The sequence below is a fragment of the Streptococcus bovimastitidis genome, from assembly GCF_001885095.1.
Taxonomy (GTDB): domain Bacteria; phylum Bacillota; class Bacilli; order Lactobacillales; family Streptococcaceae; genus Streptococcus; species Streptococcus bovimastitidis.
This window is the reverse complement of the sequence record NZ_LZDD01000001.1, coordinates 818334-843243: the sequence shown is the minus strand read 5'-3', so window position 1 is coordinate 843243 and position 24910 is coordinate 818334. Positions and strand designations below refer to the sequence as shown.

The window sequence follows — 24910 nt, the reverse complement described above, 5'->3', positions numbered from 1 at the left end:
ATAAGAGATAATAGAAATAGAAAGAAGAAAAGAATGGCATTAATTGAAATGAAGGGCGTTACAAAAAAATACAAACGCTCGACAACAGCCTTAAGAGACTTAAACTTTTCCATCAATCAAGGTGAGTTTGTCTATTTAGTCGGTCCTTCTGGGGCTGGTAAATCAAGTCTAATTAAACTCCTTTATCGGGAAGAAAAAGTAACCAATGGCTCCCTTTATGTAGGTGAATTTAATTTGACCAAATTAAAAGCAAAACATATTCCAATCCTACGCCGTAATATCGGTGTCGTTTTCCAGGACTATAAATTACTTCCCCGTAAAACAGTCTTTGAAAACGTTGCTTATGCAATGGAAGTTATTGGTGAAAAACGACGTAACATTAAAAAACGTGTTCCAGAGGTCCTCGAACTAGTAGGACTGAAACATAAGATGCGTTCCTTCCCAGATCAATTGTCTGGTGGTGAGCAACAACGTGTTGCCATTGCTCGGGCTATTGTTAATAATCCAAAATTGCTGATTGCCGATGAACCAACTGGTAACTTGGACCCAGAAATTTCTTGGGAAATCATGCAATTACTTGAACGCATTAATGTTCAAGGAACAACCATTTTGATGGCAACTCATAATAGTCATATCGTTAACTCTCTACGCCATCGAGTAATTGCGATTGAAGACGGACGAATTGTTCGTGATGAAGAGGAAGGAGAGTACGGTTACGATGATTAGAAATTTTTTCCGTCATATTTGGGAATCCATTAAAAACCTTAAGCGTAACTGGTGGATGACCACTGCTGCTGTTTCTTCAGTAGCTATAACCTTAACCCTAGTTGGTATCTTTGCTGCTACCCTATTAAATATTGAACGTGTAGCAACAGGTGTTCAAAATAATATTCAAATTAATACCTACCTACAAGTTGATTCAACTGATACCGCCAAAGTCGTTCAAAATGTTGGTGGTAAACAGGTTAAGAACGATAAATATCATAAGGTATACGACCAAATTGCTGCTATTGATGGTGTTGATAAAATTACCTTCTCTAGCAAAGATGAGCAGTTACAAAAATTACAAGATACCATGGGTGATGTTTGGAAAATGTATGATAAAGACACCAACCCACTTCAAGATATTTACATGGTTGAAACCAAGAAACCTTCACAAGTTAAATCTGTCAGCGCAGCTATCAAGGAAATTGAAGGCGTTGATGATGTCGACTACGGTGGCATCAATTCTGACAAATTAATGAAATTTGCTTCATTTATTAAGACTTGGGGCTTAGTTGGAACCTTACTCTTGTTATTAGTAGCTATTTTCCTCATTTCTAATACCATCCGCATGACCATTATGAGTCGTCAAAGAGATATTGAAATTATGCGCTTGGTAGGGGCTAAAAATTCATATATTCGTGGTCCATTCTTCTTTGAAGGAGCTTGGGTTGGATTCTTAGGAGCGATTCTTCCATCTGTCATTATTTATTATTTATATGAATATACATATAGACAGTTTACGCCTCAATTAAACTTAAACGGTTTATCCATGTATCCAATCAATTATTACCTTTACATTTTAATAGCAGCGTTATTTGTTATTGGTATCATTATCGGTTCATTGGGTTCTGTCCTATCAATGAGACGTTATCTGAAGTTTTAACTTAGCAAGACTTTCTAGTGCTCTTTGAGTGCTGAAAGTCTACGGAAGCCGCGATGATCGGTCTTCCTAGCTAACTTACTAAGTCCGTTTTCAAAATAGTATCGATTTTGAAAACTTCCTGTCGTAACTTTAAGAAACAGTTTGATTACAAAAAAGAGGAATTCTATGTTTATTAGATTTCCTCTTTTATGATGTCAATTCTTAATCTTATCGCAAGACTTTCTAGTGCTCTTTGAGCGCTGAAAGTCTACGGAAGCCGCGATGATCGGTCTTCCTAGCTAACTTACTAAGTCCGTTTTCAAAATAGTATCGATTTTGAAAACTTCCTGTCGTAACTTTAAGAAACAGTTTGATTACAAAAAAGAGGAATTCTATGTTTATTAGATTTCCTCTTTTATGATGTCAATTCTTAATCTTATCGCAAGACTTTCTAGTGCTCTTTGAGCGCTGAAAGTCTACGGAAGCCGCGATAATCGGTCTTCCTAGCTAACTTACTAAGTCCGTTTTCAAAATAGTATCGATTTTGAAAACTTCTTGTCGTAACTGTCAGAAACAGGATGATTACAAAAAAAGAGGAATTCTATGTTTATTAGATTTCCTCTTTTATTTTGTCAGTTCTTAATCTTATCGCAAGTTTATTTAATGATTGAAAATCATTGATAACCTACGGAATCCGCTATGATACGGTTTTAGTAATGAAATGAATAGGATGATTATTTAAAGCCACTAAAAACCTATGACAAAATTTGTCCAAGGTTTTTGATTTACTTAAAAGAAGGGGTTGTAATGTTTTTCTTGGCCGATGCTTGTCATTTGGCCATGGCCTGGATAGACTTTATATTGTTCTGGTTGGGTGAAAAGCTTGTCTTCAATCCCTTTGATTAATTGGTCATAGTTCCCTGTTGGTAAGTCATAACGGCCAATACTGCCTTTAAAGAGGGCATCACCTGAGAAGATGGTTTCTTCATCATGAAAGATGAAGGAAACCCCACCGATGGAGTGGCCTGGTGTCTCAACAACTTGGAAGTGGAAGTCGCCAATTGTATATTGTTTTTGATATTGGAGTAGGTATTCTGCTGGTTTACAGATGACATCAGGGATGTCGGCATGTCGGATATGGCCCGATAAATTATCTTTTGGGTTAAATAGCCAAGAAGCTTCTAAAGCTGAGACGTAGACGTCAGGGTGATTGAAAGCTTTTCTAACTGCTTCAACACTCATAATATGATCATAATGAGTATGGGTTAAGAGAATAGCTAGAACTGGTTTCTCAATCGTTTTGATTGTTTTTAATATCCCTTTAGTATCACTACCTGGATCAATAACTATAACTCCAGTTGCATTTTCTAAAATGTAAGTGTTCTCATTAGCGACATCATTTGCGATGGTTGTTATTGTCATCATTGCTTATAAAACTCCGTTTCGTCGATTTTTTGCTGTTTTGGTTATACTTATAAAAAGAGATGTTGGAGGAAATGAGAAAAAGTTTTTGACCAAACACCTTCGTTATGGGTGGCACCTTCTACAATTTCCATTTTTAGCTGTTGGGGAGCTAAGCCACCATTAATTAAGGTCTGGTAATAATTTTGGCTATTGTCGATATAGATTTGATTTTTTTCCGGACTGGCTTTCTGATCGGCCTTATCCATTTCATTGGTCCCAACTTGAATATAAACTTTGGTATTCTTATTCAGCGGGTTTTGACGGCAGAAATCGAGAAATGCATTCTCACTGACCCAAGATGCGATTGAAAAGATGCCAAGTCCGCTGAAAAGGTCGGGGTAGCGACTAGCTGTGTAGGCCGAAATAAGTGCGCCCATGGAGGACCCGGCTATATATGTCTTTTCAGCAGTTTTTTCGGTTCGATAATTATCATCGACGAATGGTTTAAGCTCTGTGACTAACCATTCTGCATAGCTTTGGCCATTTCCCGGATAGCGAGGAATGGTGTAACCTAGATTTTGCTCTATTGGAAAAGGAGCATATTCTGGAAGTCGGTAAGCTCCAGCATGGTCTATCGCTACCACAATTACTTGTGGCCATTTGGGTGAGCTCAAGCTCTCCAATAGTCCCCAAGATTTGCCAGAATAAGATTCCTTGTCAAAAAAGAGATTTTGGCCGTCATGCATGTAAAGGACTGGATATCTGCTTTCCAAGTCCATATCATAGTCTTTGGGTAATAATACTTGGACCCGTCGTTCTTCCTTGTTGAATGGCAGAGCAAAATAGTGGGTTTTCAGTTGAGCTAAAGACTCCTTCATTGCGTCTTTTCCTTTCTTAAATTTTCTGCTTTATTATAACATGAATTGCCAGTTCAATGAACACCTTTGCAAATAAATTCCTGCCTTTGCTTTGCTTTAAAGATGACTTGGAAGCATAAGCATAGCAAAAAAATGGTATAATAATCTTACTATGACAGAAAAATGGACAAAATATGCCGTCATCGATTTAGAAGCCACAAATGCGGGTATCGATGCACGAATCATACAAATAGGAATTGTGATTATTGAAAATAATGAGATTACTCAAACTTTTCAATCAGATATCAATCCACATGAAAAACTTTCACAACATATTAAATCATTAACAGGAATAACAGATCAACAATTAGAAATGGCGCCAGAGTTTTCTCAAGTGGCAGCAAAAATCTATGAATTAATTGAGGATTGTGTTTTTGTCGCTCATAATGTCTCTTTTGATGCCAATCTTTTGGCTGAAGCCCTTTTTTTTGAGGGTTATGATTTACTGACACCGCGCGTGGATACGGTTGAATTAGCTCAAGTTTTCTTCCCGGATTTCGAAAAATACAATTTGGGACATTTGGCTGAGAGTATGGCTTTAGATTTGACCAATGCTCACACAGCCATCGATGATGCCATGGCGACAGCCCAACTTTTTATTAGGATAATGAAAAAGATTGCCAGTCTCCCTAAAGAATGCTTGCAGGTCATACAACTATACGCTGATAGTCTTATTTTTGAAAGCGGTCAGCTGATTTCACAAGCTCTTGACCAGGCAGAAAGCTTTGATTCCCAGTCCTTTGATCTTGTAGAAGGGATCCTATTAGCCAAAAAAGCAAGACCTCAAAAGCCTTTAAAATTGTCCAAGGATTTTAGTATCAATGCAGCAATCTTGGGTTTAGACAATCGACCACTTCAAAATCAATTTGCTAATCTTATCCAAGAGGGTTTGTCCATTCCTAAACCTAGTTTTATTCAGGCTCAGGCAGGGATCGGTAAAAGTTACGGTTACCTCTTGCCTCTTTTGGCCAATAGTCAAGAGGATCAGCAAATTCTTGTGTCAGTTCCAACAAAAATTCTTCAGGATCAATTGATGGCTCAGGAAATGAGTCGGATTGAAGAAGCCTTTCATATTTCATGCCACAGTATTAAGGGACCATCCAATTACCTTAAACTAGATGCATTTTTTGAGAGTTTAAAAAAACGGGATGATAATCGACTGGTTAATCGCATTAAAATGCAACTGTTAGTCTGGCTTTTGGAAAGCACAAGTGGTGATTTAGATGAAATCAAGCAAAAACATCGATTTATATCTTATTTTGATAGCATAAGACATGATGGTGAACTGAAAAAATCTTCCCCCTTTTATGATTATGACTTCTGGTTAAATAGTTATGAGCAAGCTAAAAGGGCTAAAGTACTTTTAACAAATCATTCTTATTTTCTCCATCGTGTTGAAGATGATAAAGCCTTTGCTCGCGATAAACTATTAGTTTTTGATGAAGCGCAAAGGTTGCTCTTGCAGTTGGATCAATTGTCTCGCAAACAAGTTAATTTACAAGAATTAATGCAAGGTCTGACAACAGCTAAAGAAGGAGCAGATACTTTATTAGAGAAGAGACTTCTTGAAAGTTTACTCTTTGAGTTAGACAATCTAGCTAGTCACTATCATGCAGATCAGCTTTCTGATATGGAAATTACGATTTCTCAACAATTACCACAATTAGTTAAGGAATTAGATGCTCAAAAATTTTCAGACTTACATGATTTCTTCAGATACCAAGAAGCTGACTATTGGATAAGTTGTGAACGTAGAGGTGAGAAACGGATTAGCTACCTCAATACCAGTAGCCAACGCTTTATTAATTTCAAGAGTTTACTACCAGAAACACATAAGAATTATTTTGTATCAGCTTCTCTTGATATCAGTCGTCAAGTCCATATAGCGCAATTACTTGGTTTTGACGATTACAGTTATGCAAAACTGAGCAAAGAAAAAAGTCAGCAACAAAAAGTTATTGTTGACACTGATATGCCCATTATCACAGAAGTTGACGATGAGACATACAGTCAAGCCATTGCTAAGCGCTTATACCTCTTAAACCAAGAAGGAAAACCAATCCTTGTCCTTTTCCACTCACGTAAACAGATGTTAATGGTTTCTGACATCTTAGACCAATGGCATCTAGGGCATTTAACACAAGAAAAAAATGGAAGTCCTTATGCCATCAAAAAACGTTTTGACCGCGGCGAGCAGTCTATGTTACTTGGGATGGGAGCTTTCTGGGAAGGTGTTGACTTTGTTCAAGCTGATCGCATGATTGAAGTAATTAGCAAATTGCCTTTCGAAAATCCCGAAGATCTCTATGTTAAAAAAATGAGTGCTTATTTACTAAGCCAAGGCAAAAACCCATTTAATGATTATTTTCTACCTTTTGCTATCTTAAAATTAAAGCAGGCAATAGGTCGGACCATGCGCCGCCAAAATCAAAAGTCCTTAGTGCTGATTTTAGACGGTCGAATCCTAACGAAATCCTATGGCGATCTGATATTTAAGAGTTTAAATGAGGATTTTCTGATAAGTTGTGAAAAATTTGACGATTCCATACAAATTAGCCGAGAATTTCTGCTATAATAGAAAAGAAAATCAGTAAGAGCGCTTGATATTCATAGTGTTAGGTTCTTGTTAAAGGCAATTTCTTCTGGGCCAGTGGCTTAGAAGAAAATTTGTGTTGAAAAACAAGTGCTATTTGCTATAATTGAAATACGTCTAAATAGCTGATAAAGAAGCAGGAGGGGTTATGACCAAGCTATCTAAGAGAGTTTTAGAAATGGAAGAAAGTGCTACTTTGGCTGCTGGTGCTCAAGCCAAAGCTTTAAAAGCCCAAGGTCGAGACATTTTGAGCCTCACATTAGGTGAACCAGACTTTGTAACACCAATTAATATCCAGGAAAAAGCCATAGCATCCATTACTAATGGTTCAGCAAGTTTTTACACAGTAGCAAGTGGAATGCCTGCTTTAAAAAATGCAATTGCTCATTACATGGAAAATTTTTATGGCTATCAAGTAGCTCCTAATCAAATCGTAGCTGGAACTGGTGCTAAATTTATTCTCTATGCTTTCTTTATGGCAGTTCTTAATCCTGGGGATCAAGTTATTATTCCGACCCCTTATTGGGTTTCCTATGCAGATCAGGTAAAATTAGTAGAAGGTCAGCCAGTCTTTATTGACTGTTTAGCAGACAACCACTATAAGGTAACCGTTGAACAATTAGAAGCCGTTAGAACTGAACAGACAAAGGTTATCTTGCTTAATTCCCCTTCTAACCCGACTGGTATGATTTATGATAAAGCCGAGCTCCAAGCAATTGGTCAGTGGGCTCTGGCGCATGACATTTTAATTCTTGCCGATGATATCTACGGTCGCTTGGTTTACAATGGAAACTCTTTTACAGCAATTTCAAGTCTTTCTGAGGCTATTCGCCAACAAACCATAACCGTCAATGGTGTAGCAAAAACCTATTCGATGACCGGCTGGCGTGTTGGGTTTGCGGTAGGAGACCCTGAAATTATTGCTGCTATGGCAAAAATTATTAGTCAAACCACTTCAAATTTAACAACAGCGGCACAATATGCAGCCATTGAAGCTTTTGCAGGAGATCAGTCTTCCGTTGAAGATATGCGTTTAGCTTTTGAAGAACGTCTCAATACCATTTATCCACTCTTGGAAGAAGTACCAGGTTTTTCGACAGTTAAACCACAAGGTGCTTTCTACCTCTTTCCAAATGTATCCCAAGCAATGGCGATGACCGGATTTACAGATGTTCATGCCTTTACAGATGCTATTTTGGAAGAAGTTGGAGTTGCCCTAGTTTCAGGAGAAGGCTTCGGAGCGCCAGAAAATATCCGTATGAGTTATGCGACTGATTTGGATACCTTGAAAGAGGCTGTAAGTCGGTTGAAAGACTTTATGAATAAGCACACTAATAAGTAACTAGAATTGAAAAAATTTATAGAAAGAAAAGAGTAATATGTCAACAGAATTTGTATCAATTATCGATGTTAAAAAATATGTAGGTCAAGAAATCACAATCGGAGCTTGGGTTGCTAATAAATCCGGGAAAGGAAAACTAGCTTTCCTTCAATTACGTGATGGAACAGCCTTCTTCCAAGCTGTAGCTTTTAAACCAAACTTTATTGAAAAATTTGGTGAAGAAGAAGGGGCGGTCAGGTTTGATGTTATCAAACGCTTAAGTCAAGAAACATCAGTAAAAGTAACTGGTATTGTCAAAGAAGATGAGCGTTCAAAATTTGGTTATGAGCTTGATATCACAGATCTTGAAGTTATTGGTGAATCTCTTGATTATCCAATTACTCCAAAAGAACATGGGACTGACTTCTTAATGGATAACCGTCATTTGTGGTTACGTTCACGCAAACAAATGGCTATTATGCAAATTCGTAATGCGATCATTTATGCGACATATGACTTCTTTGATCAAAATGGTTTCATTAAATTTGATAGTCCAATCCTTTCAGGTAATGCTGCTGAGGATTCAACAGAATTGTTCGAAACAGATTACTTTGGTACTCCAGCTTTCTTAAGTCAATCAGGCCAACTTTATCTAGAAGCAGGAGCAATGGCTCTTGGACGCGTCTTTGACTTTGGACCAGTTTTCCGTGCTGAAAAATCAAAAACACGTCGTCACTTAACAGAATTCTGGATGATGGATGCTGAATACTCATTCCTAAACCATGATCAGTCACTTGACTTACAAGAAGCATATGTTAAAGCGTTGATTCAAGGTGTCCTTGATCGTGCGCCACAAGCTCTTGAAATCCTAGAACGTGATGTTGACGCTTTAAAACGTTACATTGCTGAGCCATTTAAACGTGTTTCTTATGACGATGCTATCTCACTTCTTCAAGAGCATGAAGCTGATGAAGATACTGATTATGAACATTTAGAACATGGTGATGATTTTGGCTCACCACATGAAACTTGGATTTCTAACTACTTTGGTGTTCCAACCTTTGTTGTTAACTATCCTGCAAGCTTTAAAGCCTTCTATATGAAACCTGTTCCTGGAAATCCAGAGCGTGTCCTCTGTGCTGACCTATTAGCTCCAGAAGGATATGGTGAAATCATTGGAGGATCAATGCGTGAAGATGACTATGATGCTCTAGTTGCTAAGATGGATGCCTTGGAAATGGATAAGTCTGAATACGAATTCTATTTAGATTTGCGTAAATATGGTTCAGTTCCTCATGGCGGTTTCGGAATCGGTATTGAACGTATGGTAACCTTTGTTGCGGGTACAAAACATATCCGTGAAGCAATTCCATTTCCACGAATGTTACACCGTATCAAACCTTAATTAAGGTCTGCTAAATAAAAAATCAATCATTTAAAAGTGAAGATCATCTATGAGTCTTCACTTTTTTGATGTTTTCATCTACTTTATCCTGTTTAAGACTTGTTTAAGTTTAAGAGAGGATAATCCAATAGGTTACATTGTAAGAAAATATTAATATTTTTCGATCAGGTAATACAAATAAACTAACTTACAGGAGTAAGTTTTCTTTGCTTTTAAGGTAGTTAAAAGTAGAGAAAAGAAAGAGGTCAAAGATGAACAGAAAACGTTGGGTAATTGATGCAATTGATGGAGGTAAATTCCTCCCTTCAGAAGGTGTATTCCTATATGAATTAGATGAACAACTGCAATTATTAATTATGGATGATCACCCTGGCCTTGATTCGACCTCTTTTATCAGCCAGGAAAATTTAGCCAAATATCGCCTTAACTACCTGGATGAGATGATTGCCAATGCTAAATTAAAAAATGAAGCCATTAGAGACATGATAAATGATGTTTCTAAAAATAATAATTACGCTATTTTAGATGTCCAAGAACAATTAGATAGCAAAATTACCTTTGGACAACGCCTAGCCGACCAAGTCGCTCGTTTTGGCGGAACTTGGACCTTCATTATTGCTTTTGTTGTCTTTATGGCAGTTTGGATGGCTTTTAATGTCTTTGATCCTTTTGGCTTAGCATTTGACCGCTATCCTTTTATTCTCTTGAATTTGGCCTTATCAACGATTGCGGCCATCCAAGCGCCTTTAATTATGATGAGCCAAAATCGAGCTTCTGAATATGATCGTTTGCAAGCTAAAAATGACTATCAGGTCAATAAAACCTCTGAAGAAGGTATCCGCCTTCTTCATTCAAAAATTGACCATTTGGTTTTACAAGATCAATCTGATCTACTTCAAATTCAAAAATTACAGACTGAAATTCTCTTATCAATCACCAAACAATTGAATCAAATGCAAATACTGGAAAACGATTCGATTACCCCAGAAGCAGAAGAACTGATAGACAGATTACACCAAAATAAGAAATAAGATGCCTAAATGAAGCCTAATTCAGTAGGTTTCTTTTTTTCTTGCTTTCAATTCTCTTTTTAGTAGTATGTCCTTTTTCTTATCAGGTTTTCAAAAATCTAATCTATTAATCACTTGCTTTTCTATGGTATAATAGTATTGTATAGGCTTAATTTCAGAAAGGAACTTCTATCATGGTATCTCATAAAATTGATCTTGTTATTGTAACAGGAATGAGCGGAGCAGGTAAAACAGTTGCTATCCAATCTTTTGAGGATTTGGGTTATTTTACCATCGATAATATGCCACCTACTTTGGTGCCTAAATTTCTGGAAATTTTAGAACAAACCAATGAATACGAGCGTGTTGCTTTAGTTGTTGATATGAGAAGTCGCTCGTTTTTTAAAGAAATCAATGCGATTTTAGATCAAATTGAATCAAATCAAAACATCACTTTCCGGATTCTCTTTTTAGATGCTACTGATAATGAATTGGTCTCACGCTATAAAGAAACCCGTCGTAGCCATCCGCTGGCCCCTGATGGGCGATTGATGGATGGTATCAAATTAGAACGTGAAATGTTGGCACCGCTTAAGAGCATGAGTCAAAATGTGGTTGATACCAGTGACTTGACGCCAAGACAATTGCGCCAAGCAATATCAGAACAATTTTCAAATGCTTCCAATACAGTCTCATTCCGTGTTGAAGTGATGAGTTTTGGTTTTAAATATGGGATTCCTCTAGATGCTGACTTGGTCTTTGATGTGCGTTTTTTACCGAACCCGTACTATATTGCGGAGTTGCGTGAAAAAACAGGTTTAGATCAAGAAGTATTTGACTATGTTATGGGGCATCAGGAATCAGAGGATTTCTTCCAAAACTTGCTCAACCTTATTATGCCAATTCTGCCAAGTTACCAAAAAGAAGGAAAATCTTTGCTAACCATTGCCATTGGTTGTACCGGAGGTCAGCATAGAAGCGTGGCTTTTGCCCATAGGCTAGCCCAAAGTATCAAAGAAGAGTGGCCAATGAATGAGAGCCATCGCGATAAAGAAAAACGTAAGGAAACAGTTAATAGATCATGAAGAAACCTAAAATAACGGTTATTGGAGGAGGAACGGGAATACCGGTCATTCTTAAGAGTTTGCGTAATGAAGAAGTGGATATTACGGCTGTCGTCACTGTTGCTGATGACGGGGGCTCTTCAGGTGAGATTCGTAATGTCATGCAATTAACGCCGCCAGGTGATTTGCGCAATGTTTTGTTGGCTATGAGTGATATGCCTCGCTTTTATGAGAAAGTTTTTCAATACCGATTTAATGGCAATGATGGTGCCTTATCTGGTCATCCTTTAGGCAATTTAATTATCGCTGGGATTTCTGAGATGCAGAATTCAACCTACAATGCCATTCAAATTTTAACCAAATTTTTCCATATTACCGGTAAAATCTTTCCCTCAAGTGAACAGGCTTTGACCTTGCATGCAGTTTTTAAGGATGGTCACGAAGTAGCTGGTGAGAGTCGGATTGCTGGTTATCAAGGGATGATTGATCATGTTTATGTAACCAATACCTATAATGATGAACAGCCAAAGGCTAGTCGTAAAGTGGTTAAGGCAATATTAGAAAGTGACATGATTGTCTTAGGTCCGGGCTCTTTGTTTACATCTATCTTGCCAAACCTAGTTATTCCCGAAATTAATGAAGCCTTGCGTGATACCAAAGCCGAAGTGGTTTATATCTGTAATATCATGACCCAACATGGGGAAACCGAGCATTTCTCGGATGCTGATCACTTGTCAGTTTTGAATAAACATCTTGGTCAGGATTTGATTGACACTGTTTTGGTAAACATCGAAAAAGTTCCCCAAAGCTACATGAACAGCAATAAGTTTGATGAGTATCTGGTCCAAGTAGACCATGATTTCAAAGGCTTGCAAAAAGAGGCTAAAAAGATTATTTCCTCTAATTTTTTGCGTTTAAAAAATGGCGGAGCATTTCATGATGGGGGCTTAGTGGTGGAAGAGTTGATGCGCTTGGTAAGGGAGCGACAACTATGAGTTTCACGACCCAAGTAAAAGAGGAGCTGATTGATCAAGCTGTCAGTGACAAGAATGAGCTTTCGGCGATTATTAAATTATCAGGAAGCTTAGGACTTAATAGTCAAGGTTTAACCCTTTCGATTACAACTGCAAATGCTCGTATTGCTCGCTATATCTATGCCTTATTTGAAAAGTACTATGACATTCAACCGGAAATCAAATACCATCAAAAAACCAATCTCAAGAAGAATCGGGTTTATACGGTTTTTGTTTGGGATCAAGTTGAAATGATCTTAGCTGATTTAAAATTAGCAGATTCCTTCTTTGGTATCGAAACCGGAATGGAAGCTTGGATGTTAGAAGATGATGACGCTGGCCGAGCCTACCTAAAAGGCGCCTTTCTGGCTTCAGGCACCATAAGGGACCCTGAATCGGGTAAATACCAATTAGAAATTTACTCCGTCTATTTAGACCATGCCCAAGATTTGGCTCAACTCTTACAAAAATTCATGTTAGACGCCAAGACTCTTGAACACAAAGGCGGCGCCATTACTTATTTGCAAAAAGCAGAAGATATCATGGACTTTTTGATTATCGTTGGGGCAATGGAAAGTAAAGAAGTCTTTGAATCGATTAAAATGATACGAGAAGCGCGGAATGATATTAATCGAGCAAATAATGCGGAAACGGCTAATATTGCTAAAACCATTAATGCTAGTATGAAAACCATTAATAATATCATTAAGATAATGGATACGGTTGGTCTTACAACATTGCCAATTGAGTTACAAGCAATTGCTCAAATTCGGATTAATCATCCGGATTACTCGATTCAGCAGATTGCTGACAGTTTGGAGACGCCAATTTCTAAAAGTGGGGTTAACCACCGTCTGCGAAAACTGAATAAAATTGCTGATGATTTATAGCCTATAAGCTACTTATCAAGCTTGCGGTCGGGAAGTGAATTCTGCTTGCGTAGCCAGATGTCCGTCTGGTTTTGTACTTATTAATTAGATTAAAAGGAGAAATAATATGGCATGTACTACGATTCTTGTAGGAAAAAAATGTAGTTATGATGGTTCGACTTTAGTGGCTCGAACTGAGGATTCTCAAAATGGAGATTTCACGCCAAAAAAAATGGCTTTGGTGACAGCTAAAGACCATCCTCGTCATTACCAATCTGTTTGTTCAAAATTTTCAATTGAATTACCCGAAAACCCTCTAACCTATACTTCAATTCCTGATGCTTTGGGCAAAGACGGTATCTGGGGTGAAGCAGGAGTTAACTCAGAAAATGTGGCCATGAGTGCTACGGAAACGATTACGTCAAATGCGCGTGTTCTTGGAGCAGACCCCCTTGTTGAAGATGGGATTGGCGAGGAAGATATCTTTACCCTAGTTTTGCCTTATATTAAAACGGCACGTGAAGGTGTTCTTCGACTGGGTAAATTGTTAAGTCAATATGGAACTTATGAATCTAATGGGATTGCCTTTTCAGATGAAAATGATATTTGGTGGCTAGAAACTGTTGGTGGGCATCATTGGATTGCCCGCCGTGTACCTGACGATGCTTATGTGACCAATCCAAATCAATTGGGCATTGATCATTTTGAGTTTAATAACCCAGAAGACTATCTCTGTTCAGATGACTTGAAAGATTTTATTGTCAAATATCATTTGGATTTAACCTACAGTAATCAGCATTTTAACCCCCGCTATGCTTTCGGTAGCCAAAGAGATAAGGATCGTCATTACAATACACCACGTGCTTGGATTATGCAAAAATTCTTAAATCCTGAAATTGAGCAAGACCCAAGAAGTTTTGAAATTCCTTGGTGCCAAAAACCCTATCGTAAAGTAACCATTGAGGATATTAAGTATGTCTTGAGTAGTCATTACCAAGACACCATTTACGATCCATATGGGCCAGAAGGAGATGCCGTTAGTCAAAGAACCTTCCGTACAATTGGAATTAACCGGACTAGCCAAACCTCAATCTTACAAGTGCGTCCTGATCAACCAAAAGAAATATCTGCTATTCAATGGGTAGCCTTTGGTTCAATGCTATTTAATACAATCATGCCATTCTTTACCCAAGTTGATGCTATGCCAGACTATTTTACAAACACCACTGAAAATGCGTCTACCGATAATTTTTATTGGGTAAATCGCCTCATTGCAGCACTTGCAGACCCACATTTCAACCATCATGAAGCTGCTATCGAAGCTTACGCAGAAAAGACAATGGCAGAAGGCCATGCTATGATACATCGTGTGGAAGAATCCATTGCTGCTGGTGACAATGTCAACCTAACTGAAAAGAATCAGGAAATGAGTGACTACATCCAAGTCGAAACACAAAAACTTCTAAATAAAGTCCTTTTTGATGCAAGTAACTTAATGACCAATCGTTTTAGTGTCAGTGATTAATAATTGATTTAAAAGCTTTGGTGTTAATCCAAAGCTTTTTTAAAGTAAAAAATAAAGAAACTTGCAAAAATATAAAAGTGTGTTATACTTAACTAGTTAAAAATTAACCAGTTAATGAAAGAGGAGGAGTCATGAATAAGAAAGTTCTTTTAATGATGAGTTTTGTTGGTTTGACATCAGCTTGGCAATTAAGTCAGGCCCAACAAGTTAATGCAGATGACAGTAAAGTTAAGGTAGTTACAACATTCTACCCAGTCTATGAATTTACCAAAGGTGTTGTAGGCGAAGAAGGTAATATTAGTATGCTGATGAAAGCAGGAACTGAGCCTCATGATTTCGAACCATCAACTAAAGATGTTAAGAAAATCCAAGATTCAGATGCTTTTATCTACATGGATGACAACATGGAAACATGGATTCCAGAAGTCAAAAAATCCATTAAATCAGATAAAGTTAATTATATTGAAGGAACAGGCTCTATGCTCCTTGCAGCAGGTTCAAGTGAAGAGCATGATCATGAAGGTGAAGAAAAAAGTCACGATCACGAAGGTGAAGAAAAAGGCCATGACCATCACGGTGAAGAAGAACATAGCCATAAATTTGATCCACACGTTTGGTTATCACCATACCGCAGCATTACTGTTGTAGAAAATATTCGTGATTCTCTTTCTAAAAAATACCCTAAGAAGGCAGATGTCTTTAAAGCAAATGCTGCAGCTTATATCGAAAAACTTAAAAATTTAGACAAAGAATACAGTGAAACTCTTTCTGAAGCAAAACAAAAGAGTTTTGTTACGCAACATGCTGCTTTTGGTTACATGGCTTTAGATTATGGCTTAAACCAAATTTCAATTAATGGTGTATCAGCAGAAAGTGAACCATCAGCTAAACGTTTGGCAGAACTTTCTAAGTATGTTGAAAAATATGATATCAAATATATCTATTTTGAAGAAAATGCATCAAGCAAAGTTGCCAAAACACTAGCTAACGAAGCTGGTGTTAAATCAGTTCTCTTAAGTCCACTTGAAGGTTTAACAGACAAAGAAATCAAAAATGGTGAAGATTACTTTAGCGTTATGCGTGAGAACTTAAAAGCTCTTCAATTAACCACTAAACGCGAAGGTAAAGAAATTAAACCTGAAGAAGACACAAGTAAATCTGTCTATAATGGTTATTTTAAAGATTCAGCAGTCAAAGACCGTAAGTTAAGTGACTGGTCGGGAAATTGGCAATCAGTTTACCCATACTTACAGGATGGTACTTTAGATCAAGTTATGGACTATAAGGCTAAAAAATCTAAAGGTGAAATGACTGCCAAAGAATATAAAGACTATTATGACACTGGTTATAAAACAGACGTTAATCATATCAAAATTGATGGTAAGAAAAAGACTATTACTTTTGAAAGAAACGGTGAGAAAAAGACTTTCACATATAAATATTCTGGTAAAAAAGTACTCACTTATGAAAAAGGGAACCGTGGTGTTCGTTACATGTTTGAAGCCAAAGAAGCAGATGCTGGTGAATTCAAATATGTTCAATTCTCTGATCATGGTATAGCTCCAGAAAAAGCAGAACACTTCCATATTTTTTGGGGTGACCAAGGTCATGAAAAAATTGCATCCGAGTGGGATCATTGGCCAACTTACTATAGCTCTGATTTATCAGGACGTGAGATTGCTCAAGAAATTAATGCTCATTAATAGTGTTAAAAGAACTGATTTATTTCAGTTCTTTTTCATTTTACAGTTTGATAGAAGGTATTTGATAAGATTTTTGGTACAATGAAAGAAATAAATCGGAGACGAAAGTCATTAAGGAGACTGAATATGAGAAAAGTAAACAAAGTCATTTATGTCCTTTTAGCCCTCTTTTTAGGAGAGTTTGGTTTGCATAAGTTTTACTCTGGTAAAAATGGCAAAGGTATTTTATATCTAATTTTTTGTTGGACTTTAATTCCTGGCTTTATTGGGGTTGTTGAAGGGATAATGGCAATTTTTACCCCGGCAGACAGTGAAGGTAATATCAGAATTTAGGCAAAAAACTAATAGGTATTCATTTATTATGATATGAAAAGTCAAACTTGTTTTGACTTTTTTTGATAGAAAAAAACCACTTCTAAAGAAGAAGTGGTGATATGATTTATTTTGCTGCGTTTTCGTCTTTGAGACCGTATTTTTTGTTGAAACGATCGACACGTCCGTCTGCTTGTGTAAATTTTTGACGTCCTGTATAGAATGGGTGTGAATCTGATGAAATTTCTACACGGATAAGTGGGTAAGTTTCACCTTCAAACTCAACAGTTTCATTGCTTTTCTTAGTAGATCCGCTAAGGAACTGGTAACCTGTAGTTGTATCTAAAAATACAACTGGACGATAATCTGGATGGATGTCTTTTCTCATCTTTAAAATAATTTCCTTTCTGCCATGGCACTTGTGCCCCATAGTTATTAACCAAACTAGTGTATCAAAAATTTAGAACTTTGACAAGGCTTTTTACCCAAAGATTAGAAAATTTTTTCTAATCAAAGAGAGCCTGCATTTCTTTATAGATTTGATCATTTTCGGCTAAACTATAAGAATTGGCACCTGAAGCAAGAGGATGCCCTCCCCCCTCATGGGCTTTAGCAATCTGATTAATGACTTTGTCTTTACTACGCATTCTCACTCTAAAGCTACCGTCTTCATGCTCAACAAAAATAGCCCAAACAGAGATAGTATCAATTTTTCCAGGAGTTGACACAATTGCGGAGCTCTCTGCTTCGGAGACCTCAAATGCCTTTAAAGTCTCCTGACTCAGAAGTACACGAGCTACTCCATGGTCGTCGACTTCTAAATGGTCGAAGACATAGCCTTGCAGCTTAGCAATTTTATAAGGGAAAGAATCCATCTGGCGGGAAATGGCAGCAAAGTCAAAGTTATATTCTCTAAGTTTAGCCGCAATAGCAAAAGTCTTAGCAGTCGCTGCGGGATACAAAAAGCGTCCCGTATCGCCAACAATCCCGGTATAGAGGTATTGGGCTGCTATATCAGAAAGCTTGAGGTTGAGACTAAAGGCCATATCGGCAATGATTTCACTTGCACTTGAAGCAGTCGTATCGACTAGCACAATATCTCCATAGACGTCGTCATTAGGGTGGTGGTCAATTTTAATCAAAAATTTACCTGTATCGTACTTAGGATTATCAATACGAGGACGATTAGCAGTGTCAGTGACAATGACTAAGGCATCTTGGTAGTCCGCCTCAACAACATGATCCATCTGGGCTATCCAGGCTAAGCTGGGTTCATCGAATCCAGTTGCTAGGACTCTTTTTTCTGGGAAATTGGCCAAAATCACTTCTTTTAACCCCATTTGACTCCCGATGGCATCAGGATCTGGGTTTTGGTGCCGGTGAATAATGATGGTTTGATAAGCCTTAATTTGCTCTAAAATATCTTGAAAAATGGTCATAAAACCTCTAATCTTTTTTTATCATATCAATATGGGGAATATCGTCTTCTAGGTAGACGTCAGAAGTAGCGACAAAGCCAAAGGAACCATAGAAGTTTTCCAAATAAGCTTGTGCTTGGGCGTAGACTGGTTTGCTAGGATAAGTTTCAGCACAAAATTCTAGGGCTTTTGCGACCAGCTCCCGACCTAAGCCGTCTTTACGGTGTTCTTGACTAACCAGTACCCGGCCTAATTTAATTTCTTTATCAGTTTCGATTAAGCGACAGTAGGCCATGATTTGTCCGTCTGAATCTGTTTTGAAAAGATGAATAGCCAAAAGGTCCAAATCATCAATTTCTGGGTAGGGACATTCTTGTTCAACGACAAATACGTCCACACGAGCTTTGAGGAATTTGAATAATTCATCAGTAGTGACTTGCTCAAAGGGTTTAATAGTCCACATGTTGCCGACCTCTCTAGTCTTAAGATGACATTATTATACCACATAAGTTATGAATATTTAAAGAAAAAGCAAAAATGACGGTATAAATATTCAAAAAACTTCTTGACTTGTGAATATTTATGTTATAAGATAGGTGTCAAACATTAAAGGAGTAGTATATGACTTATAAAAAATTAATTTTATCAATACTTGGACTTGCTGCTATTATTAGCTTATCTGCATGTTCTGGCCAATCGAGCAAGGATACAGAAGATAAGGTAAAAGATAAGGGGACTTTAGTTGTTGCAGTTAGCCCAGACTATGCACCTTTTGAATTTCAAACGCTAGAAAATGGTAAAAATACCATTGTCGGTGCTGACATTAGTTTGGCTCAAGACATTGCCAAAGAACTTGATGTTAAACTGAAGTTATCACCTATGAGTTTTAATAACGTTCTTTCAAGCTTACAGTCTGGAAAAGCGGATATTGCCATTTCAGGGATTTCTTATACAAAGGAACGGGCAAAGGTTTATGATTTTTCAGACTCCTATTATGACACCGAAAACGCTATTGTCATAAAAAAAGAAAATGTTTCTAACTTAAAGGATATAGCAAGTTTGGCTGGCAAAAAAGTTGGTGCACAAAAAGCAAGTATTCAAGAAAACTTAGCCAAAACTCAATTAAAAGACTCCAACATTGTAAGTTTGACGGACATGGGAGAAGTGGTTAATGAATTGAAAAATGGACAATTGGATGCTATTACCATGGATGGTCCCGTAGCGAGTGGTTATGTTGCCAAAAACAAGGATTTGATGGTCGTTAACTACACCTTTAAAACTAATAATGCGGACTCTAAAGTTGTGGCAATGCCAAAAGGGTCTAGTAGACTAAAGAAAACTATAAACAAGGTAGTCAAAAAAGTGAAAGGCAAAACCTTTAAATCTTATATCGATAAAGCGGCAACCTATACAGAAGCTAAATAAGGGTAATAGCTTATGAAAATAAAAGGCTTAAGACAGGTCAGTCCATTTGTGCCAGGAGAACAACCCCAGGACCAAAAACTGATTAAATTAAATACCAATGAAAATCCCTATCCTCCAAGTCCAAAAGTTAAAAAGGCTTTGAAAGAATTTGATGTTGACCAATTGAAATATTATTCACCGGTTGAACAAGATGAGTTACGTCAAGCCATTGCTGATCATTTAGGAGTGGAAAATGACATGATAATTATTGGAAGTGGCAGTGATGAAGTCCTCTCCATGTCCTTCCTTGCTTTCTTTAATAATCCTCAAGCTATTCTTTTTCCAGATTTGACTTACGGATTTTATAAAACTCTGGCTAATCTCTATGGGATTCCCTATCATGAAATACCATTGGAGGATGATTTTACATTATCCAATCAAGGCTATTTACAAGAAAATGGGGGCATTGTTTTGGTAAATCCTAATGCACCAACAGGATTAGGAAAACCCCTCTCGGAAATTAAAGCAATCCTTAAAGCTAATCCTCAGGTTATGGTAATCGTTGATGAAGCTTACATAAACTTTGGAGGACAGACTGCCCTTCCTTTATTAAAAGACTATCCAAATCTCTTTATCATCCGTACATTCTCTAAAGACGCTTCCCTAGCAGGCCTACGAGTTGGCTACGGCATTGGTCACCCGCAAATCATCGATCTCATGAAAGCTATTAAAGATTCAGTCAATCCTTATAATTTGGATAGCATTGCTGAAGTTTTAGCCAAAGCAACAGTCGAAGATTGGACCTATTACGAAAAAACCATAGCGGCCATTTGCCAAACCAGGGAATGGTTTAAACAGGAGCTTGAGAAAATGGATTATACCGTTATCCCAAGTTTTACTAATTTCCTTTTGGTTAAGCCGCAGGGCATTGCAGCCAGTGACCTCTATCAGCACTTAAAAGACCACCATATCTATACCCGCTATTTTGCGGATGCAATTAGAATCAAAGATTACCTCCGCATCTCAATCGGCAGCCAAAGTGATATGGAAACAGTAGTGAAAGTCTTGCAAGCATTAAAAAAATGATGGCCAAAGCCATCATTTTTTACTTGATTTCTGTTAATGAAGTTTCCAGAGCCCGTTTGACCGCAGGACGATCAGCAATACGAGCTGTCCATTCTTGTAGATGTTTGTATTGACTAACATTTAGGAATTTAGTAGCCTTTGGATAAATCTTATCTTGGCTTAATTGACCATACCAAGACCAGATGGCGATATCAGCAATACTGTATTCGTCACCCGCGATATAGTCTTTCTTAGCCAATTCTTTATCCAAAAGATCTAATTGGCGTTTGGTTTCCATTGTATAACGGTTAATAGGGTATTCCAATTTTTCCGGAGCATAATGGAAGAAGTGACCGAAACCACCACCTACAAAAGGAGTAGCCCCCGTTTGCCAAAAGAGCCAATTCAAAACTTCAGTCCGTTGACGCCAGTCAGAAGGCATTAAGGTTTGGTATTTATCAGCTAGATAAAGCAAGATGTTAGCTGACTCAAAAATGTTTATTGGTGACGCTAAGCTCTGGTCTAAGAGGGCAGGGATTTTGGAATTTGGGTTGATTGCGACAAAATCTGATCCAAACTGGTCACCTTTACCAATATTAATTTTAAAGGCATCATACTGGGCTTCTTCAATACCTAAATCCTTTAATTCTTCCAACATAATCAGCGGTTTAATACCATTTGGCGTTGCCAGAGTATAAAGTTGAAAGGCTGCTTGCCCTTTTGGTAATTCCTGTTGAAAACGACTTCCTGCCGTCGGCTGATTGCCATCTTCAGGCTTAGCCGTATCTTCCCAAACATCAGGTAATTGATATTCTGTCATATGTTTTTTCTCCTTGTTTATTCATAAGGTCATGATATCAAAAAAGGGACGCTAAAACAAAAAATTAAATTGACTAAAAGTGAACAAAAGTAGTGACGGATGAAAAAGTCAAAAATTTGCCTTGGAACTTGAAAGATGACTTGCAAGTCGCTAGCATTATGATATGATATTGAAAATACTTTTGGAGGTCAGCTATGGATATTGAAATAATTCGAAATTTAGCCAAGACAGAGTTGCATTGTCATCTAGACGGCTCTCTTTCCTTACCAATGATTCGGCAGTTAGCCGACTTAGCCCAAATTAGTCTGCCTGAAGAGGAACAGGAGCTTAGAAAGCTTGTAACAGCGCCTGACAAATGTCAGTCGTTGATGGATTATTTAAGGACTTTTGATGTTATCCGACCTCTCTTACAAACAAGTCAGGCTTTAACATTAGCTACTTACGATGTCATCAGGCAGGCAGCCCAGGAGAATGTCATTTATATTGAAATTCGTTTTGCACCTGAACTTTCTATGGATCAGGGACTATCTGCTAGCCAAGTCGTAGAAGCCGTTTTAGCGGGAATCGTTAAAGCAGAAGTAGATTTCCCCATTATGGCACGAGCTATCGTCTGCGGACTTCGCCAATCTTCCTTAACGCTTTGTCAAGAAATATTTTCACAAAGCATTGAATGGGCAAACAAGGGACTGGTTGGCTTTGATTTTGCTGGTAATGAAGCCGATTTTCCTCCAGGCTATTTAGCCGGCATCATTAAAGAAACGCAAAAATTAGGACTGCCCTTTACTTTACATGCCGGAGAGTGTGGCTGTCCACAAAACATCAATGACAGCATTGACTTAGGCATTAGACGCCTTGGTCATGCGACTGCTATCCAGGGACAAAAAGAACTCTTAGAAAAGGTTCTTGTTAATGAGGTCTGTCTGGAAATATGTTTGACCAGTAATTTACAAACCAAAGCGGCAAAAACTCTGTCTGATTTTCCCTATCTCTTTTTGCAAAAAGCTGGCGCTAACATTTCCATCAATACTGATAATAGAACGGTCTCCGATACCAATTTAACTAAAGAGTACCAACTCTATCAAAAGCATTTTGCCACCACAGTTGGTCAATTCTATCAGCACAATCAAGCTGCCATCGAGGCCTCCTTTACAAGCAGGGCTGAGAAAAAACTCCTATTAAAGCAGTTAGCATTAGCTTATGATCAATATCTCTAAAATGCGGATGCTTTTCTCCAAAAGTTATGGTAAAATAAGAGCAGTTAAGTTTTTGGAGGAAATTATGGCATTAGCAAAGATCGTCTATGCCAGCATGACCGGAAATACTGAAGAAATTGCTGATATTGTAGCCAGTAAGTTGCAAGAATTGGGACATGATGTTGAATGTGACGAGTGTACCTCAGTTGATGCTTCAGAATTTGAAGATGCTGACATAGCAATTGTTGCAACTTATACTTATGGCGATGGTGACTTGCCCGATGAAATCGTAGACTTCTATGAAGATTTACAGGATTTGGATTTGTCAGGTAAAATTTATGGTGTAGTCGGTTCTGGTGACACCTTCTACGATTATTTTTGTAAATCAGTGGATGAATTCGAAGAGCAATTTGCCCTCACTGGTGCCATTAAAGGTGCCGATTCTGTTAAAGTCGACTTAGCAGCAGAAGATGAAGATATTGATAATTTAGAAGCTTTCGCTGAACAAATATCTGAAGCCATCGATAACTTATAAGTTAGTTGCAATATAGGAAAAAACTAGTAAACCATTAGTATAGCTAATGGTTTTTTCTTGTCTTGTTTTGTCTAGCTTTTTTACTTATAATAGGAGGATAGACGCGAAAGGAAATGAAAAATGGATTTACAGGAAATGCGAAATCAAATCAATGAGCTTGATCAGCAAATGGTGACCTTATTAGAAGAGCGGATGGAATTGGTCCAAGCGGTTGCCGATTACAAGAAAGAACATGGCCTTGCCGTCCTTGACAGAAATCGGGAAGGTCAAGTCCTTGCAAGAGTAGCCAGTCATGTTCAAAACCCTGAATATAAAGAGATCATTCTTGAATCTTTTCAAGCTCTTATGGATCTGTCTAAAGCCTATCAAGCTAAATGGATGGATTCAAATGACTAAGACTGAATTAAAAGACCAGCTTCTTATTTGTCTCCTAGCCTTATTCATCGGATTAATAGTTGGTAGTATCGACTTTATCTTCGGTCAAGGCTTACTTTTGATTTCAGATTTTAGGACTCAGCATTTCATCTTTTTAATTCCCTTTTTAGCCTTAGCAGGCTTAGCCATGACTTATCTCTATCAGCGTTTTGGTGGAAAAGCCAAGGCAGGCATGGCCCTTGTTTTTGAGGTGGGCCATGGACGGGAAAAAGAGATTCCTCTCGTATTAATCCCCCTCATTACAATCTCTACTTGGCTGACGCACCTTTTTGGAGCCAGTGCTGGTCGAGAAGGAGTGGCAGTCCAAATTGGTGCCACTGTTTCCCATTTCTTTTCCAAATACATTAAGAGTGAAAATAGTTCCCGTCTCTTTTTAGTTATGGGGATGGCAGCTGGTTTTGCCGGTCTTTTCCAAACTCCGACTGCGGCTATTCTATTTGCCATTGAGCTTTTATTAATCAATCATATCTATTTCTCAGCCCTTGTTCCTACAGTAATAGCAGCCTTCTCTGCCTCTTATACAAGTCACTTTTTAGGTTTAGAGAAATTTGAGGTCATACTTACCAATGCTCCAAGTCTAACTTTGGAACTTTTTATCAAATTAATGGTATTGGGCCTCATTTTTGCCTTTGCTGGTAATAGTTTTGCTATCAGTTTAGCTTTTTTGAAAACAAAATTGGCAACAATGATTGAAAATCCTTATAAGCGAATAACTATGGTGGGCTTGGGCTTGAGCATCTGTTTAACAGTGATACATTTTGGTCGCTACAGTGGACTGGGAACAAATTTAATAGCGGACACTTTTGCTGGAAAAGAAATCTATGCTTATGATTGGTTCTTTAAATTGTTATTTACGATCATCACTATTGCAGCCGGTTATCAAGGTGGCGAAGTGACACCACTTTTTGCCATCGGAACAAGTCTAGGTGCCGTTTTAGCACCAATCTTTGGTTTACCCATTGAAATGGTTGCCGCCCTTGGCTATGTTGCCGTTTTTTCTAGCGCCACCAATACCTTCTTTGGACCGCTCTTTATCGCCTTTGAAGTCTTCGGACCAGACCATTTTGTCCTTTTCTTTATTACCCTTGTTTTTGCATACAGCATTGACCGTAAACACAGTATTTACAATAAGCAAGAAAGTCTTGGATTGCCCAAATAACTCTTTACAGAGATTGGAAAGTGTGGTAAAATATCCTTTGTGTGTAATGGACACATAAAATTACGGCTAATCCGCTTAGACAGTCAAGCTCGCTCTAAAGATTAGTAAGATAGGAGAA

24 protein-coding genes are annotated in these 24910 nt (G+C 37.8%); 18 read left to right on the top strand and 6 right to left on the bottom strand.

The window, feature by feature from the left end:
• Positions 1-33 precede the first annotated feature (33 nt).
• Together ftsE and ftsX are read left to right on the top strand one after the other, a co-directional pair.
• Positions 34-726, top strand: a complete 693-nt coding sequence (gene ftsE / locus A9Q68_RS04060) for a cell division ATP-binding protein FtsE (RefSeq protein ID WP_071793405.1) — start codon at positions 34-36, stop codon at positions 724-726.
• Positions 719-1648, top strand: coding sequence for a permease-like cell division protein FtsX (ftsX, locus tag A9Q68_RS04055; RefSeq protein ID WP_071793404.1), 930 nt, complete (start codon positions 719-721; stop codon positions 1646-1648). The genes ftsE and ftsX overlap by 8 nt, the downstream gene beginning before the upstream one ends.
• A gap of 768 nt (positions 1649-2416) precedes the next feature.
• On the opposite strand, the gene A9Q68_RS04050 is transcribed toward ftsX, so the two are convergent.
• Complete coding sequence (locus tag A9Q68_RS04050; RefSeq protein WP_071793725.1) at positions 2417-3049, bottom strand: MBL fold metallo-hydrolase; 633 nt, start codon at positions 3047-3049, stop codon at positions 2417-2419.
• A gap of 50 nt (positions 3050-3099) precedes the next feature.
• Positions 3100-3909: an alpha/beta hydrolase gene (locus A9Q68_RS04045; RefSeq protein ID WP_071793403.1), complete on the bottom strand. Its 810-nt coding sequence runs from the start codon at positions 3907-3909 to the stop codon at positions 3100-3102.
• Positions 3910-4060: 151 nt separating this feature from the next.
• On the opposite strand from A9Q68_RS04045, the gene A9Q68_RS04040 reads away from it, so the two are divergent.
• The 10 genes from A9Q68_RS04040 (at position 4061) to A9Q68_RS03995 (ending at position 16784) form a co-directional block, all read left to right on the top strand.
• On the top strand, positions 4061-6523 hold the full coding sequence (locus A9Q68_RS04040) for a bifunctional DnaQ family exonuclease/ATP-dependent helicase (RefSeq protein ID WP_071793402.1): 2463 nt from the start codon (positions 4061-4063) through the stop codon (positions 6521-6523).
• Between the two features lie 166 nt (positions 6524-6689).
• A complete protein-coding gene (locus tag A9Q68_RS04035; protein WP_071793401.1) occupies positions 6690-7883 on the top strand; it encodes a pyridoxal phosphate-dependent aminotransferase in 1194 nt (397 codons plus the stop codon).
• A gap of 37 nt (positions 7884-7920) precedes the next feature.
• Entirely contained in the window at positions 7921-9267 is a 1347-nt protein-coding gene (gene asnS, locus A9Q68_RS04030) for an asparagine--tRNA ligase (protein WP_071793400.1), read from the top strand.
• A gap of 251 nt (positions 9268-9518) precedes the next feature.
• Entirely contained in the window at positions 9519-10298 is a 780-nt protein-coding gene (locus A9Q68_RS04025) for a DUF1003 domain-containing protein (RefSeq protein WP_071793399.1), read from the top strand.
• 173 nt (positions 10299-10471) lie between these two features.
• Positions 10472-11362, top strand: a complete 891-nt coding sequence (gene rapZ / locus A9Q68_RS04020; RefSeq protein ID WP_071793398.1) for an RNase adapter RapZ — start codon at positions 10472-10474, stop codon at positions 11360-11362.
• Entirely contained in the window at positions 11359-12336 is a 978-nt protein-coding gene (locus A9Q68_RS04015) for a YvcK family protein (protein WP_071793397.1), read from the top strand. Before rapZ ends, A9Q68_RS04015 begins: the two co-directional genes overlap by 4 nt.
• Positions 12333-13244 carry a DNA-binding protein WhiA gene (gene whiA, locus A9Q68_RS04010; protein WP_071793396.1) on the top strand — a complete coding sequence of 304 codons (912 nt, stop codon included), beginning with the start codon at positions 12333-12335 and terminating at the stop codon, positions 13242-13244. The genes A9Q68_RS04015 and whiA overlap by 4 nt, the downstream gene beginning before the upstream one ends.
• Before the next feature lie 106 nt (positions 13245-13350).
• Positions 13351-14748, top strand: a complete 1398-nt coding sequence (locus A9Q68_RS04005) for a C69 family dipeptidase (protein ID WP_071793395.1) — start codon at positions 13351-13353, stop codon at positions 14746-14748.
• A 131-nt stretch (positions 14749-14879) separates the two neighbouring features.
• Positions 14880-16451, top strand: a complete 1572-nt coding sequence (locus A9Q68_RS04000; protein ID WP_071793394.1) for a zinc ABC transporter substrate-binding protein AdcA — start codon at positions 14880-14882, stop codon at positions 16449-16451.
• Positions 16452-16577: 126 nt separating this feature from the next.
• Positions 16578-16784 (top strand): TM2 domain-containing protein, encoded by a 207-nt coding sequence (locus A9Q68_RS03995; RefSeq protein WP_071793393.1) that lies wholly within the window; start codon positions 16578-16580, stop codon positions 16782-16784.
• Between the two features lie 106 nt (positions 16785-16890).
• Here the strand turns inward: A9Q68_RS03995 and A9Q68_RS03990 are convergent, their stop codons facing one another.
• From A9Q68_RS03990 to A9Q68_RS03980, 3 genes are all read right to left on the bottom strand, one after another.
• Positions 16891-17151 (bottom strand): type B 50S ribosomal protein L31, encoded by a 261-nt coding sequence (locus tag A9Q68_RS03990; RefSeq protein ID WP_071793392.1) that lies wholly within the window; start codon positions 17149-17151, stop codon positions 16891-16893.
• Between the two features lie 118 nt (positions 17152-17269).
• Positions 17270-18202, bottom strand: coding sequence for a DHH family phosphoesterase (locus tag A9Q68_RS03985; RefSeq protein ID WP_071793391.1), 933 nt, complete (start codon positions 18200-18202; stop codon positions 17270-17272).
• Between the two features lie 7 nt (positions 18203-18209).
• On the bottom strand, positions 18210-18644 hold the full coding sequence (locus A9Q68_RS03980) for a GNAT family N-acetyltransferase (RefSeq protein WP_071793390.1): 435 nt from the start codon (positions 18642-18644) through the stop codon (positions 18210-18212).
• Positions 18645-18802: 158 nt separating this feature from the next.
• Here A9Q68_RS03980 and A9Q68_RS03975 point away from each other — a divergent pair, with 158 nt between their 5' ends.
• Both A9Q68_RS03975 and hisC read left to right on the top strand, forming a co-directional pair.
• Positions 18803-19606, top strand: coding sequence for a transporter substrate-binding domain-containing protein (locus tag A9Q68_RS03975; RefSeq protein WP_071793389.1), 804 nt, complete (start codon positions 18803-18805; stop codon positions 19604-19606).
• 12 nt (positions 19607-19618) lie between these two features.
• On the top strand, positions 19619-20671 hold the full coding sequence (hisC, locus tag A9Q68_RS03970) for a histidinol-phosphate transaminase (RefSeq protein ID WP_071793388.1): 1053 nt from the start codon (positions 19619-19621) through the stop codon (positions 20669-20671).
• Between the two features lie 19 nt (positions 20672-20690).
• On the opposite strand, the gene yghU is transcribed toward hisC, so the two are convergent.
• Positions 20691-21470 carry a glutathione-dependent disulfide-bond oxidoreductase gene (gene yghU / locus A9Q68_RS03965; RefSeq protein WP_071793387.1) on the bottom strand — a complete coding sequence of 260 codons (780 nt, stop codon included), beginning with the start codon at positions 21468-21470 and terminating at the stop codon, positions 20691-20693.
• A gap of 194 nt (positions 21471-21664) precedes the next feature.
• Between yghU and add the strand changes: the two genes are divergently transcribed.
• The 4 genes from add to A9Q68_RS03945 all read left to right on the top strand — a co-directional run bounded on the left by add (position 21665) and on the right by A9Q68_RS03945 (position 24792).
• Positions 21665-22684 (top strand): adenosine deaminase, encoded by a 1020-nt coding sequence (gene add, locus A9Q68_RS03960; protein WP_071793386.1) that lies wholly within the window; start codon positions 21665-21667, stop codon positions 22682-22684.
• 64 nt (positions 22685-22748) lie between these two features.
• On the top strand, positions 22749-23198 hold the full coding sequence (locus tag A9Q68_RS03955; RefSeq protein ID WP_071793385.1) for a flavodoxin: 450 nt from the start codon (positions 22749-22751) through the stop codon (positions 23196-23198).
• A gap of 120 nt (positions 23199-23318) precedes the next feature.
• The gene (locus A9Q68_RS03950) at positions 23319-23594 is read left to right on the top strand and encodes a chorismate mutase (RefSeq protein ID WP_071793384.1); all 276 of its coding nucleotides are present in this window, start codon (positions 23319-23321) and stop codon (positions 23592-23594) included.
• The gene (locus A9Q68_RS03945; RefSeq protein ID WP_071793383.1) at positions 23587-24792 is read left to right on the top strand and encodes a chloride channel protein; all 1206 of its coding nucleotides are present in this window, start codon (positions 23587-23589) and stop codon (positions 24790-24792) included. The genes A9Q68_RS03950 and A9Q68_RS03945 overlap by 8 nt, the downstream gene beginning before the upstream one ends.
• Positions 24793-24910 lie beyond the last annotated feature (118 nt).